We start from the raw sequence: 14,671 nt of genomic DNA on the forward strand, positions 1-14,671 counted from the left end.
CATAATATCTAGAACGTTTTTCACTAAAGAGAATATACAAACATAATTTTCTCTAGTTGTGTATGAACTTGTGCGGACGTGTCCGCTGTAGCCTGCCGGTTCCGCCCCTGGCGGAAATAGGCTGGCGAAAGCGGAGAGACTGGGACTCGAACCCAGGCGACACTTACGCGTCGACAGATTAGCAATCTGCTCCGTTACCACTCCGGCACCTCTCCTGAATTTTTAAATGAACGTGCATTGTAAAATGCGGATGCAAATGTAATTCTTCATATCCTGTAACGCAACTTTTTTGTTGAATATTTAAGGCACAGGATGCACATTTTGATTTTTTTGGGAAAGTATAAATTTTAAAAGATGAACCTTAAATTTTAATTTGCATGAAAACGAAATAATTTAACTAATTTCAGGAGCGCCTATAATTAAAAACATCCTTTTAATCCAATAGTTATTTTACCCAAATGGAAACTTATCCGGGATAACAATGTTAAAAATGCGAAATATCACTTCTATTGTTCTAAAAACTTTACTTGTTTTTTGCCTGCTTTCTTTTCAGGCCTGTTCGTCACAATCGCAATTGATTGCTGATGAAAAAGAAACGATTTCGATTGAAAACCTGCAATATTACCTGTATTATCCAAAGGGATATGAAGAAGGGAAAAACGAAAAATTTCCACTCCTTTTGTTTTTGCACGGGGGAGGAGAATCCGGGGGCACTCTGGAAGATCTTAAGTCAAATGGTCCTCCTAAGCTATTAGCAGAAGGAAAAGATTTTCCTTTTTTAATACTGGCTCCCCAGAACCCTCACAAAAGAAAGTGGTGGAATACCAGGGCGGTAATGCAATTGCTGGATACAATTATCAAAAATAACCGGGTTGATGAAGATAGAGTTTATCTTACGGGTTTAAGCAGGGGTGGAGGCGCAGCATGGGAACTGGCAGTGCAATACCCGGATAAATTTGCTGCCCTGGCAGTAGTATGCGGTATGGCTCCGGTACCCTACGCAGGCTGGATAAATAAAAATATGCCCATTTGGGTATTTCATGGAACCGAAGATAAATCCATACCTGTTTCCGAATCTCAGAATATGGTTAACAGGTTGCAGGAAATGGGCTATGACGTACAATTTACCAAATATGAAGGAGTGGGGCATAACGCATGGGTGCAGGCATACAATACAGAAGAATTATATGTTTGGTTAATGAAACAAAAACGTAGCGAATAATAAATGCTCATATCATTACTTTTTTAATGTAATTCCAAGGAATAAGGCTTAAATAGATAGTATATTTATTGAGGAGAAACCAACCAATTAATGTATAAAAAAATAATATCAGGTATAACCATCAGCTCCGGAATACTTGCGGTCATCTTATTCGTTTTGGATGATATAACTAAGCTTGGTCCTGTATTGATACTATTTTTTATATCGCTTGCCCTGGCTATACGAAATTTTGATTCATTAAAAGGTTTTTCATTTACAATTCTAATATTTGCTGCCGTAACTGCTTCCATGTTCTATCCGGAATTTTTTTCCAAAGCAGGAAACTTCGATCTTAAAAAGCTAATAGTGCCCTTGCTGATGCTAATAATGTTTGGAATGGGCACTGCTATGAGTATTCAGGACTTCAAAGGCGTTGTAAAAATGCCTAAAGGTGTTTTGGTTGGCATTATATGTCAGTTTACTATTATGCCTTTTGTGGGTTATGGCCTGGCAACTGCATTTGGATTTCCTGCTGAAATTGCGGCCGGAATTATTTTGGTTGGCAGCTCTCCAAGCGGACTGGCATCTAATGTAATGGCCTATATTTCCGGAGCAAACCTTGCGCTTTCGCTCACTCTGACAGCGGTGGCTACCTTGCTGGCCCCGCTATTTACGCCTTTGCTTATGAAGGTTTTAGCAAATCAGCTGGTGCCTATAGATTTTTTGGGAATGCTTTGGAGCATTGTAAAAATTGTTATTATACCTATCATTGCCGGTCTGATATTCAACAGATTTGCACATGGAAGATTTAAATGGCTGGATAAAGCAATGCCGGTAGTCTCTATGGCAGGTATAGCAATTATCATAACAATAATAACTGCAGCCGGCAGGGATTCTCTCCTGACACTTGGTTTACTCCTGATAGTCGCTGTAATTTTGCATAATTTAATTGGGTATTTATTTGGCTACTGGGGAAGCAGGGTATTTGGGCTTGACAGGAAGTCTGCGCGTACAGTAGCCTTCGAAGTAGGCATGCAAAATGCCGGACTGGCCTCGGGAATTGCTTTGGAAATGGGCAGGGTTGCCACAATGGGTCTGGCTCCTGCCGTATTTGGGCCTATGATGAATATTACTGGTTCCAGTTTGGCAACCTGGTGGCGGGGAAAACCAGTTGTGGAATTGGAGGAAACAAAAAAAATGTCCTAATATTATTCAGTTAGAAAAAAGATATTCAACAAGTAATTGATTGGTAAACTATGAGCAGGTTAATTGGTGTATATGGCATATTGGTTCTTTTATTTACGTTTGGTTGTAAAGAGGAGGCTCCTCCGAATGATGGAACCTTTAGTAATCAAATTAGGCTAAACCAGATCGGTTACTATCCCGGTGCAACAAAAAAGGCGGTGGTCATTACCGAGTCAGAAATCAGTAATTTCCGGATTATTGAAAGCAATTCTGGTGAGACAGTTTTTTCCGGGGAGATCTCGGGGCCTTTTATCTGGGAATTGGCCGGTGAACAGGTACGCATTGCAGATTTTAGTGAATTAACAAATGAAGGCTCCTATCAATTGTATATTGAAGAGCTTGGATACTCATTTCCTTTTGAAGTAAAGGATCATGTTTTGCTTCCTGTTTTTCATGGTTCAATAAAGGCTTTGTACTATCAGCGAGCCGGCATGGCTCTTAAGGAGAAATACGCATCAAAGTGGAAAAGAGCCCTGGGGCATCCCGATGATTCCGTAATATTTCACACATCCAGCGGCAAAAAAACCGGGTTTTTAAAATCACCCAAAGGGTGGTATGACGCCGGGGACTATAATAAGTATGTAGTAAATGCGTCATTTCCGCTGGGACAATACTTTTTATTGGAGGAGCAATATCCAAAATGCGTAACAGATGGAGACTTAAATATACCGGAAAGCGGAAATGATATAAGTGATTATTTAGATGAACTCAAATACGAGATGGACTGGGTACTCACAATGCAGGACGAAGACGGAGGGTTGTTTCACAAACTTACAACCAAAAATTTTGAAGGGATGGTTATGCCACATGAGGCTATAAACCAAAGATATATTGTTGGCAAAGGAACTGCTGCCAGCCTGGATTTTGCAGGAGCGGCTGCACAAGCTGCCCGGGTTTTCATGCCCTATGATTCCATCTATGCGAAAAGATGCCTTCAGGCTGCGAAAAAGGCCTATTCCTGGTCCGTAGAAAATCCGGAAGTTGAGTTTGTTAATCCGGAGGATATTAGTACAGGGCAATATGGGGATACTGATTTTGATGATGAATTCTTCTGGGCCCGAACACAATTGTATGTCACTACTACTGACAACACTTATCTCGATAAACTAAATAAAGAAGAAATAGATTTCACTTATAGTGCGGGAGACGGCTGGACAAAATTTATGAGGTTTATGGGCATATTTTCGCTTTTGGAAAACAAATCGCTCATTCCGGATGAACTATACAACTCATTACGTGAAGGGCTATTACATACCGCAGATGACCTCGCTGCAAAATCAAAAACAAATGATTATTTTCAGTGTGTGGATGATTTTCAATGGGGATCAAATAGCGATGTTCTTAATACAGCTATGATTATTGCACAGGCGTACAGACTTGAAAAAAAACCGGAATATTTAGATGCAGTAAGGCAAGCTGCAGATTATGTCCTTGGAACCAATGCCGTTGGATATAGCTTTGTAACCGGCTTTGGAGATAACCCACCTATGTTTATTCATCACAGGCAGAGCGCTGCTGACGGAATAGTGGATCCGGTTCCGGGACTACTTTCCGGAGGACCGAACTATGACAGGCAAGATATGTCTGACGGGGTTATTTATCCTGAAAATGTAGCACCAATGAAAAGCTGGACAGATCATGAGGACAGTTACGCAAGCAATGAAATATGTTTAAACTGGAATTCCCCTTTGACTTATATACTGGGCTTCCTGGAACAAGAATCTAAATAACCAAATTATGAGAATACAAAAAACGATACTTGCTTTATTAGGGCTATGGATCCTTAGTGGAAGTACTGAAATGACTTTTGCGAATACAGAAACAGAGAACGATTCGAGTGCTGTTCAAAAGACAAAACCCCGGAATGTAATTTTTATACTTACGGATGACCATAGGTATGACTATATGGGATTCACAGGGAAAGTTCCTTGGTTGCAAACCCCAAATATGGATAAGCTGGCCTCTGAAGGGGCATACCTGCCCAATACGTTTGTAACTACTTCTCTCTGCTCCCCAAGCAGGGCTTCTATCCTAACCGGGCAGTTCTCGCATAGCCACACAATTGTAGATAACCAGGCGCCGGATCCGGGGAATCTGACCTATTTTCCGGAGTATCTTCAAAAAGCGGGGTATCAAACCGGATTTTTTGGAAAATGGCATATGGGCGACCATGGCGATGAACCCCAGCCGGGATTTACACATTGGGAAAGTTTTCCGGGACAAGGGGTATACTATAATCCCACCTTAAACATTAACGGAGAAAGAATAGCATATAAGGATTCTACCTATATCACTGATCTCTTAACGGAACATGCCGTAGATTGGATGGAAAAAAGAGATAAGAGTAAACCATTCTTTCTGTACCTCTCACATAAAGCCGTTCACGCAGGTTTTCAGCCGGCTAAGAGACATAAAGGCATCTACAAGGGCAAAAGGATAAAATTGCCCGTAACCTATGAACAGACTAAAACGGGGAAATACAGGGATTTAAAATGGCCGCAATGGGTGGCTGACCAGCGTATTAGCTGGCATGGGGTAGACTATATGTACCATTCCAACCGGGACCTATATGAAATGGTCGTAGATTACTGCGAAACGCTCCTCGGGGTTGATGAAAGTGTGGGTACCGTTATGGAGTATTTAAAAAAAGAAGGAATTGATGAATCAACCCTGGTAATTTATATGGGGGATAACGGTTTTAGTTGGGGTGAGCACGGGCTGATAGACAAAAGGCATTTTTATGAAGAGTCTGTAAAGGTTCCTCTGCTTGTTCGCTGTCCGGAGTTATTTGAAGGAGGCAAGACTCCTCAGCAAATGGTACAGAATATTGATATTGGACCTACAGTTCTGGCCGAAGCAGGGGTTAAACAGCCTGAAAACATGCCGGGAGTTTCATTTATCCCGATTTTGACCGGTAATTCAGAGGTGGCTTCACGGAAAGAAATATTTTATGAATATTACTGGGAGTATGATTTTCCAATGACCCCAACCGTTTTTGGAATGCGTTCAGATCAATACAAATACATTAAGTATCACGGAATCTGGGATAGAAATGAATTATACGATCTAAAGAACGATCCTGAAGAGATGTACAATTTGATTGCAGACCCTGACAAACAGGAAATTGCTAAATCCATGTCTGCTGCGATATATGATTGGCTGGAAGCAACAAACGGGATGAACATCCCTTTGAAGCGAACAGTTAAATACCGCTTTGGGGATTTTAAACATAAAAACGAGCACTAAAAGCTTAGTGTACGGCTTTTTTTACCCGTGTTATCATAGAACTCTACCCGACTGACATCTGGGTTGACTTCAACATTTCGGCTGGATTGTGATTGAAATGAGGAACCCCAATAGAATTCCTGTGTTTGACTGCTGTTATCTTTAAAATACAAGACACACTTAACTTCATTCGCTTTTAGCGGTATAAGCTGGGGAGCCGGATTTGTAGTGGTTTCATAAACTTTTATGAAGTCATTGTTTTGTGATGCTACCAATACAGACTTTTCATTAGCTATACTTAACCTTACAAGACTTTTTCCATCGCCAGGAACAAAGAAATGACTCTCCTCAAGAGACATAGCTTCAAAGCTTCCTTTTCCATTATTCTTTATCACCATGCCAACAAAAGCATCTGCAGGGCCCTGTTGCACTTCCATACCAAAGTCATTCCCAACCAACGCAATATCCATAAAATTATCATTATTTATATCAGTGATCAGAATACCGTATACCGGTGCAAGTTGCGCGTCAATAGGCAGCGGATGACTTTCAAACCTTCCATCACCAAGATTTTCAATCCATGAAGTCTCCATATAGTTAAATGTAAGTTTCATGGCATCATCCAGTAATCCATCAGGGAAAACTTCGGGTAATGTGGCTTCACCAAATTCTCCAAAAGAGTTGAATCTTTTTCGAATTCCCACATACTGCTTCACAACATCCTGCCAGGAATGATAGAGGTATTCTTTCTTAGTGCCCACGCTATCTCTTAGATAATAGGACATGAGTGGATCTATCATCCCATTATCATCCAAATCCTTCGCATATAAGCGCACAGGGGTCTCTTTATCTGCTTTAAAATAAATATTCTTGCCAAAATTACCAGCTACGTAGTCTGTATCTCCATCGTTATCCAAATCCGCTGCGGCCAGACTGTTCCACCAGCCAGAATTATCCTGAATCCCAGTGGAATTCGTAATTTCCTGCAGTGTTCCATTTTTGTTTTCAAAAAAACGAATTGGCATCCATTCCCCGGCCAAAATTAAGTCGGGCCAGTAATCTCCGTTGAAATCGGTCCATAAGGCGTCACTTATAAGCCCCGGATATTTTAATTCAGGCGATACCTGATCAGTTACATCAATAAAACTGACCTTACCTTCTGTACTTTCATTCCTTAAAATATAGGAACGGTCTGCTTTTGGGTAAGCCATTGGAAGTACGCGGCTTCCAATGAAAAGATCGAGGTCTCCATCCCTGTCGTAATCAGAAGCTCGGACTGTAGATGAATTGCTTCTCATATCCGGGATACCTCCTGCAGATTCGGAAAAATTTCCATTGCCATCATTTAGTAGCAAAATATCTTTATAAAATATATTTCCCTCCGGATACTGAGCACAACCCCGGGCAATATATAGATCCAGGTCCTGATCCCCGTCGGCATCAAAGAGGAGCGTTCCGGCATCTTCTTCTTCCAGTTCAGTACTTTGTTTGTAATTAACTTCCTTTTGAACAAAGGTTCCGTCCTTTTGCTGTATAAACCAGGTTTCGGCAAATTTTCTACTGGCTCCGATAAGCATGTCATCCAGGCCATCATTATTAATGTCGCCAACAGCAAGAGATGGACCATATTGAGAGAATTTATGTGGCAGTGTACGCTGAAAATTAAAATCGATAAAATCGAGATCCCGACTTTCATATACCAAATTATACTTGTTGGCAGCTTCTTTGAACAAAGGGTTTAACGGGGAATCCCATTCTAAATCAGATTCCAGCAATTCCGGATCATAAACTATCTCGAGCACCTTATCAGACTCCTGTCCCGGCAGCTTTTGAACACCACCACCCGGCCAAATAACTGTAATCGAATCTATGGCAGAGTTAGTACCAAGTCCAAAGTGCAACACACTTTCAGGTTTGGAGAGATAACCGCGCCCCGAAATTAATGACTTCTTCTGACGCATACCATCCGAATAAATTTCAACCATACTGCCAAAGGCAGCCGGATTTTTATCAGAGCCTTTTAATTTGACCCTTAAATAATGGCTTTCAGGATTTATCTGGGTAAGCCTGTTTTCCATTAGCAAAACAGGATCATTGATATTATTGATGACCAAATCCAGATCCCCGTCATTATCCAGATCTCCGTATGCAGCGCCATTGGAGTAGGTGCCAAAATTGAGGCCCCAGGCATCCGTTACATCTTCAAAATTGAGGTCTCCTGTATTTCGGAACATAAAATTTGGAATTTTTATCTCTGGAATAGCAGCTATCAGTTTTTCCTTGCTAACCAATCTGCTGGCCGTGATTCGAAAATCCCCAAAATCCCTGTCGGTTACATCTTTTGGAAATCCGTTTGTAATAAACAGGTCCTGCCAGCCGTCATTGTCGTAATCGGCAAAAAGCGGCGCCCAACTCCAGTCTGTTTCCTGAATCCCGGCAAACATACCGGTATCGCCAAATATTGGAAGTCCGGTTTCCGGATTAGCACCATGATTAAGTTGTAACGTATTTCTGGTATACTGGGATTCGTAATTGTATTTTTTGGTAAAAATTTCTTTCTGATAACTACTGGGGCCCTGGAATAATTTCTTTCGTTTGTTGTAATACGGTTGCATCTCGGAAGTGAAAATATCCATTTCACCGTTATTGTTCACATCAGCAATGTCGCTACCCATGGAAGAAAGGCTAAAATGCTTGAAGATATCTCCGGCTCGATTGGTAAAGGTCCCGTCCTGATTATTTATATAAATAAGGTCATTGCTCAGAAAATCATTTGCCACATAAATGTCCATCCAGCCGTCATCGTTAAAATCATGTATGAGCGTGCTATGGCTATAACCGTGAAAGCGGATTCCGGCTTCTTCTGACACATCTTTAAATACAGGGTGGTCCGAATTTTCATCCTGGTTGTTTTGATACAACTTGTCCCGACTGAGGGATGTTCCATCGTCCTCCAGGGGGCTAAACTGGCTTGGATTTATTCCTTCTATCCTGTTTACCCCAATAAAAAGATCCAGGTCGCCATCATTATCATAATCAAAAAATTGTGCATGAGAGGAGTAGGTAGTATCTGCAATACCATAATCTGCGGCCATTTCCCGGAATAGGGGAGTGCCTGCCTGATTATTACCCTGGTTAACATACAGCAGGTTTCTTCTTCTTTCAGGACTCTTATAGAAGGTGTTACATATGTAAACATCTTGTTTCCCATCAAGATTAATATCAAGAATAGATACGCCGGATGACCATAGCAGAGAATCTGGTTTAATTATTCCTGCTGCAACAGATATATCCTTAAATTTTAATGCCCCTTCGTTAAGGAACAATTTGTTATCTACCTGATTACCGATTAAAAAAATATCATCTAGACCATCACCATCCAGGTCTCCCAGTGCCACCCCGGACCCATTGTAGACAAACTCATTATCAAGAATATTAATGGAGTCATTTTCGGTCAACGCATTAGTAAAATACAATCCGGAATTTTGGGGAGTAACGCTTTGGAAAAGAGCTGTATTTTTTTTACCGTTTTCACAGCTCGATGTTAGTATTGATAATAAGCCAATAGTTGCTATAATACTATTTATTCTCATGGAACCTTTTTTTTGAATCAACATACAAAAATGCAAGAACCTTGGCACATGGACAAATAAAAAGGCCGCTTTTCAGCGGCCTTTCATAAAATAAAAATATAAATTTATTAGTACCCGGGATTCTGAGCTAAAACATCAGGGCCCTGAATATCTATTTGTGCTTGTGGAATAGGCATAAGTTCATTTTTACCCGCTGTAAAGCTTGCCCCACCAAATTTGGTAACCAGGTACTGACCCTCGTATGCCAAATATGCATTTAATTCCTCAGCGGCAACGCCCCAACGAACCAGGTCAAAGAAACGGTGCCCTTCACCAGAAAGCTCAAGCTTTCTTTCAAAACGGACTGCAGTCCTTGCAGCGTCTTGTGTAGCAAAGTCAGCGGCAGTATATTCTGAGATGTTATAGTTAGCGGCATCTGTGCCATCTTCATTTTTAACCCAATGTTCAGAAAGAGCAGCTCTCGCACGAACCTGGTTAACATAATCCAATGCTTTGGTAAGTGACCCTGCTTCAACTTCTGCTTCTGCGGCCATAAGAAGTACATCTGCAAAGCGAATAATAGTATAATTCATAAGCGCGTAACCACGAGTCCATGAACTACCATCTGTAAACGAATTCTCCTGTGATTTGTAATAGATATATTTCTTAGGAGAGTAAGGACCCGCATAAGGGAAACTTCTGATCCAGGCTGAACCTGGATGAGGAATCCAATCTAAATAAGGAATGGATTTTCTTCCTATGGAGTGATCTATTCTTGGATCTAACGGACCAGCATCTGGTACAAACGTAGCTTCATCGTTGCCATCAACTACAACATGGAAGAAACTGTTTTGTACTTCATTAGCAGGATCATTATAGGACCCGTCTAGCAATGGTAAACCATTAGCTTGTGTTCTAAAGGAGTTAGCCATTGAAAAACTCGGCTGGAAAAACCCACAGCAGTTACCGGGACCGTCAGGACCAGTATTATACGGATAGTTCAGGTCATCAAAATAATTAGCATTTGCAGTACTTCCCGTATTATTAGCAGATTCAACATCCATAACAGCTTCTGCATGGTTGTCATTTTCCGCATTGTATATTTGCGAATAATCATCCAATAATGCATATTTCAAACCGTTGGAAGTAACACCATTGGCAATAACATCATCAAACCATGTTATTGCTTCAGAAAACTTCCCTTGAAATAATTTAGCTTTGCCCATATAGGCAGCAGCAGCCCATTTATTAACACGTCCTGCATCAGTTACCTCAGGCAAGTTATCATAGGCATATTGGAAATCGGCTTCAATCTGTGCCCAGGCTGTTCCTGTATTAGCAACGAGGATTACTTCCTCTGCCGGTACTGTTTCGTCAAAAACAGGGATACTACCATAATGCTTCTGTAGATCAAAGTAAAAGTGACCACGTAACATTCTTGCCTCTCCAGTAATTCTAGCTGCGTCGGCTGCTGTTAAAGCGTCCGGGTTGGCAGTAACAGTTGCTAGAACCCTATTAGCCCTCGATACGCCTTCGTAACGACCGCGCCACAGGTTATTTAAATCGCCCTGAGTGGGATCTGTTTCATAACGCTGAACAGGGTTAATCGATGAATAATCCCCGGCATCCGTTCCTTTATTGGCCTCACCACCCAAAATAGAACCGGTAATCCAATGGTTGGGTCCTTCGAACCTGTTTCCAAATACGCCATTCAATGCAGAATACGTACCAATAAGAAGTCCTTCAATACCATCTTTTGTTCCCAACTGGGCATCAGCCAAAGAACCGGCAGGTGGTACCTCTAAAAATTCATCGCTACATGAGATACCCAAAACCAGGGCACACATAACGAACACTCCGAAATGTTTAATTTTTCTAATTGTCATCATAACTTTTTTTTTCAAATATAATTAAAAATTTTTCATAATTTTTCATAATCAAGGTCTTAGAGTCCAATATTAACATTTATTAGATAAGATGGTGTAACCGGATAGTTACCAACATCAATACCAAATCTTACGTCGGCATCTCCACCTACTACAGGATCCAATCCGCTATAACCGGTTATGGTCCAGATATTATTGGCAGAAATCCCTACATCAAATTTGCTAAGTACATTTGAATTTTCAACTAGTTGACTAAAAGAGTAGGTAAAGGCAAGTCTCTGAAGCCTTGCATAGCTACCATCTTCTACATACCAGGAATTGGAAGCTCCACTTGTACTAAGGTTAGATGCACTTTCCCAGATAGGAGCAGCTGCGCTGTTTCCTAACTCCGGAGTCCAGGAGTTAAATGCAGCAACGCCTTTTGCGGAACCTTCAAATGTGCCAAAGAAATCTCTAAACCATTTGGATTGGTTAAATACCTCAAGACCGGTAGACCAGTTCCAGAACATCTCCATTCTTAAATCCTTATACTTCAAATCTATAGTTGCACCACCACTGTAATCAGCAATTGGATCACCAAGATAGGTTCTGTCATCTGGCGTTATTGCACCATCTCCGTTAACATCCCTGTACTTAAACCTTCCTACTCCGGCGCCATCTTGTGCAGGAGAATTTGCCACATCTGCAGCACTATCAAAGTATCCTAGTACGTCATAACCAAAAAAGGAAGATAATGGCTTGCCAATCTGATTCCTTGTTGGGGCTATCCCTCTAAAACTATCTCCGTCCAAAAATTCTATTCCTGGCGCAAATTCTACTACTTCGTTTTTAAGGAACGTATTATTAACGGCAAATTCAAATCTAAAATCCTCGGTGAAGTTGCCATTCCAGACTACTCGTAAATCAACTCCACGATTGAACATTTTTCCAACGTTTCTGGATGGTGCACTTGCGAAATTACCTGTAACACCTGCCAATGGTACAACGAAGAGCAGGTCTTCCGTATCTCTTTTCCACCAGTCAAATTCAATATCTACATGGTTGTCCAGAATAGTAGCATCAAAACCAATGTTTGTAGTTGTACTGGTCTCCCACTTGGCATCCGGATTACCTATACGACTTGTGGCAAAACCTTCATCGGCGCCACTGTTCTGGCCACCTATAGGATAAAAGGTATTATCCAATCGAGAAGCTGCTAGAGAAAACTGGTTAGCAGGATCCACATTGTTGGAGTTACCCATTTGCCCCCATCCTGCCCGGACTTTTAAATCCTGGAATAAGTTTTGGTTATCCATAAAAGATTCGCCAATAATCCTCCATGCTGCTGAGAATGCAGGAAATGTACCATATCTGTTGTTAGCTCCGAAAACCGAAGAACCGTCTCGCCTTACAACTGCAGAAAGATAGTATCTTTCGTCATAGTTATACTGAAGCTGACCGAATAAGGAACTGAAATTAGCACCTTTGAAGATAAAACTTTGAACTACCGGGCTCTGCACCGCAGAGAGGGTTACAAAATCTAAATCTGTAGAAAAGGGATTAATACCAGATCCCTGGATCCTTCTTCCTGCCGGCGCTGCCACTGGCGTATTGGTTCCTTCAATTGCTTCCTGTCCGAGTAAAACTTTTATTTTATGTTTGTCAGCAAATAATTTCTCATAGGTAATAGTATTGGTAAACGTCCATGAGAATCCATAATTAGATCCTTCGCTAAACGAAAAACTTGCCTGAGGTTCAGAATCTCCTAAATATCTGTAATTATAGTCTCTATTCGTGAAATTAAAATAATAACCACCTATGCTGCTCCTGAAAGTAAAACCATCGAAAGGTTTGATCAGTGCATAGAAATTACCAAAGACACTTGCAGAAAACGCAACATCATCTCCTCTGTCCTGTTCCAGTCTTCTAACCGGGTTTCGCGGGTTATTAAAACCGGCTGCCCTTGTACTGGCATAGCTGCCAAAGTCATCAAATACCGGGATAATGGTAGGCATACGATAGGCCGAAAGTACTTCAGATTCATCATTGGCAATTCCCTGTCCTCCGTTATCACCGGTCTGTCCTACAACTGAATTGTACGTCATTTGCAGGTTTTCACCAACACTCAACCAGGGAGCCAGATCAAATTCTGAATTAAAACGGGCGGTAAACCTGTCCTGACTGTTGGCCAAAAGGATACCGTCAAGAGACTGCATACTTAAGCCTATATAGAAGCGACCATTCTCGTTACCCCCATCAAAACCAATGTTCGCTCTTAAAGCCGGTGCAATCCTGGTTATTTCTCTGTACCAGTTCGTTCCTGCCAGATTTGGCTGGATTAAGAAGACGTTTTCAGGATCTGCCTCGTAGTTAGCACGGATCTGCGCTAAATTAATATCACTGGCTGAAACACCATTCAGGCCATCTGCATGCAAATAATCCGGAAAGGTTGGTGTTGCATTAGAGCCGTATTGCGGATGCGTGTACTGAGGTGTAGTACCATTGGCCGCAGCATTGTTTCTGTAGCCTATATGCGTGTATTCCGCCATATCCTGTGGATTCAGCATTTTTGGTGAACCAGCTACGTTAGGGTCTGTAACACCACTTTGGATATTAATTGAAATGTTGGTTTTTCGATCACCACGCGCTCCTTGTTTTGTTGTATAAACGATTACACCGTTTGCTGCTCTTGCCCCATAAATAGAAGCTGCGGCAGCATCCTTAAGTACTGTGGTAGTAGCAATATCGTCCGGGCTTAAGAAACCTATATCCTGAATAGGTACCCCATCTACTATATACAGTGGTTGGTTTCCACCAAAACCACCATAACCACGTACCCTGACCTGACTCGCAGTTCCTGGCTGACCATTAGTAATTACAGTTACACCTGCAACCCTACCTGCCAATTGCTGCTCTACGTTACCGGAAGGAATTGCTGCCAACTCCTCAGCACTAACAATAGATACAGCAGCAGTGGTTTCCCTTTTGGATTCAACGGTATACCCTGTTACTACAACTTCGTCCAAGGTAAGCCCTTCTTCAAGGGTTACATTGATAACATTGGACGTTCCTACAGTTATTTCGGTTGAATTATAACCGGTGTAGGAAAACACAAGGACATCTCCCGGACTGGCCTGGATGGTGTAATTTCCATCAAAATCGGCCGCAGCACCAGTTGAGGTTCCTTTAATTACCACATTGGCACCAGGAAGCGGAACTCCGCTTGCATCTGTAATAGTACCGGTGATGGTGGATTGAAATTCTTCAATCGTTGTTACTGTTTCAAGACTTGTTGTTGGTGCTGCGATAGCAAACGAACAAACAAGACCCATAAGTAATGAAAAAATCTTGATACCGGGCTTGCTAATTTTACCTGCACAAGATTTTAACGAGTGATAATCACTTTTTAGAATCATAATCGTTTAATGTTTAGTTAGCTTTAATTAATTGATTTTCATGTTTTTATTACACATTTAACGCGAAATCGTTTTCGGTAAATGTTAAAATAAACCATAAATTTTGGATAATATTAATAAAATTATGTGAATTATATAATAAACATT

Annotated in this window: 7 protein-coding genes and 1 tRNA gene; 4 read left to right on the forward strand and 4 right to left on the reverse strand. The window is 41.2% G+C overall.

Annotation, left to right across the window (positions count from 1 at the left end):
- Positions 1-131: 131 nt before the first annotated feature.
- Positions 132-215, reverse strand: a tRNA-Ser gene (locus tag G504_RS0117065).
- Between the two features lie 275 nt (positions 216-490).
- Here G504_RS0117065 and G504_RS0117070 point away from each other — a divergent pair.
- The 4 genes from G504_RS0117070 to G504_RS0117085 all read left to right on the forward strand — a co-directional run bounded on the left by G504_RS0117070 (position 491) and on the right by G504_RS0117085 (position 5,692).
- Entirely contained in the window at positions 491-1,222 is a 732-nt protein-coding gene (locus G504_RS0117070) for a carboxylesterase family protein (protein WP_157473487.1), read from the forward strand.
- A 90-nt stretch (positions 1,223-1,312) separates the two neighbouring features.
- Positions 1,313-2,407 (forward strand): bile acid:sodium symporter family protein, encoded by a 1,095-nt coding sequence (locus G504_RS0117075; protein ID WP_026348659.1) that lies wholly within the window; start codon positions 1,313-1,315, stop codon positions 2,405-2,407.
- A gap of 50 nt (positions 2,408-2,457) precedes the next feature.
- Complete coding sequence (locus G504_RS0117080; RefSeq protein WP_019671415.1) at positions 2,458-4,176, forward strand: glycoside hydrolase family 9 protein; 1,719 nt, start codon at positions 2,458-2,460, stop codon at positions 4,174-4,176.
- A gap of 7 nt (positions 4,177-4,183) precedes the next feature.
- A complete protein-coding gene (locus G504_RS0117085; protein WP_157473490.1) occupies positions 4,184-5,692 on the forward strand; it encodes a sulfatase family protein in 1,509 nt (502 codons plus the stop codon).
- Here G504_RS0117085 and G504_RS0117090 read toward each other — a convergent pair.
- The 3 genes from G504_RS0117090 to G504_RS0117100 form a co-directional block, all read right to left on the reverse strand.
- Positions 5,689-9,264: a VCBS repeat-containing protein gene (locus G504_RS0117090; protein ID WP_040444409.1), complete on the reverse strand. Its 3,576-nt coding sequence runs from the start codon at positions 9,262-9,264 to the stop codon at positions 5,689-5,691. The genes G504_RS0117085 and G504_RS0117090 overlap by 4 nt on opposite strands.
- Positions 9,265-9,371: 107 nt before the next feature.
- Positions 9,372-11,132, reverse strand: coding sequence for a RagB/SusD family nutrient uptake outer membrane protein (locus G504_RS0117095; RefSeq protein ID WP_240473061.1), 1,761 nt, complete (start codon positions 11,130-11,132; stop codon positions 9,372-9,374).
- Positions 11,133-11,188: 56 nt separating this feature from the next.
- Positions 11,189-14,524 carry a SusC/RagA family TonB-linked outer membrane protein gene (locus G504_RS0117100; protein WP_019671419.1) on the reverse strand — a complete coding sequence of 1,112 codons (3,336 nt, stop codon included), beginning with the start codon at positions 14,522-14,524 and terminating at the stop codon, positions 11,189-11,191.
- Between the last annotated feature and the right edge of the window lie 147 nt (positions 14,525-14,671).

The organism is Eudoraea adriatica DSM 19308, assembly GCF_000382125.1.
Lineage (GTDB): Bacteria > Bacteroidota > Bacteroidia > Flavobacteriales > Flavobacteriaceae > Eudoraea > Eudoraea adriatica.

What these genes read in the sequence shown, in the direction of transcription:
- G504_RS0117085 (WP_157473490.1), top strand. Translation starts at nt 4,184, where the DNA reads ATGAGAATACAAAAAACGATACTTGCTTTATTAGGGCTATGGATCCTT.
- G504_RS0117095 (WP_240473061.1), bottom strand. Translation starts at nt 11,132, where the DNA reads ATGATGACAATTAGAAAAATTAAACATTTCGGAGTGTTCGTTATGTGT.
- G504_RS0117080 (WP_019671415.1), top strand. Translation starts at nt 2,458, where the DNA reads ATGAGCAGGTTAATTGGTGTATATGGCATATTGGTTCTTTTATTTACG.
- G504_RS0117100 (WP_019671419.1), bottom strand. Translation starts at nt 14,524, where the DNA reads ATGATTCTAAAAAGTGATTATCACTCGTTAAAATCTTGTGCAGGTAAA.
- G504_RS0117070 (WP_157473487.1), top strand. Translation starts at nt 491, where the DNA reads ATGCGAAATATCACTTCTATTGTTCTAAAAACTTTACTTGTTTTTTGC.
- G504_RS0117075 (WP_026348659.1), top strand. Translation starts at nt 1,313, where the DNA reads ATGTATAAAAAAATAATATCAGGTATAACCATCAGCTCCGGAATACTT.
- G504_RS0117090 (WP_040444409.1), bottom strand. Translation starts at nt 9,264, where the DNA reads ATGAGAATAAATAGTATTATAGCAACTATTGGCTTATTATCAATACTA.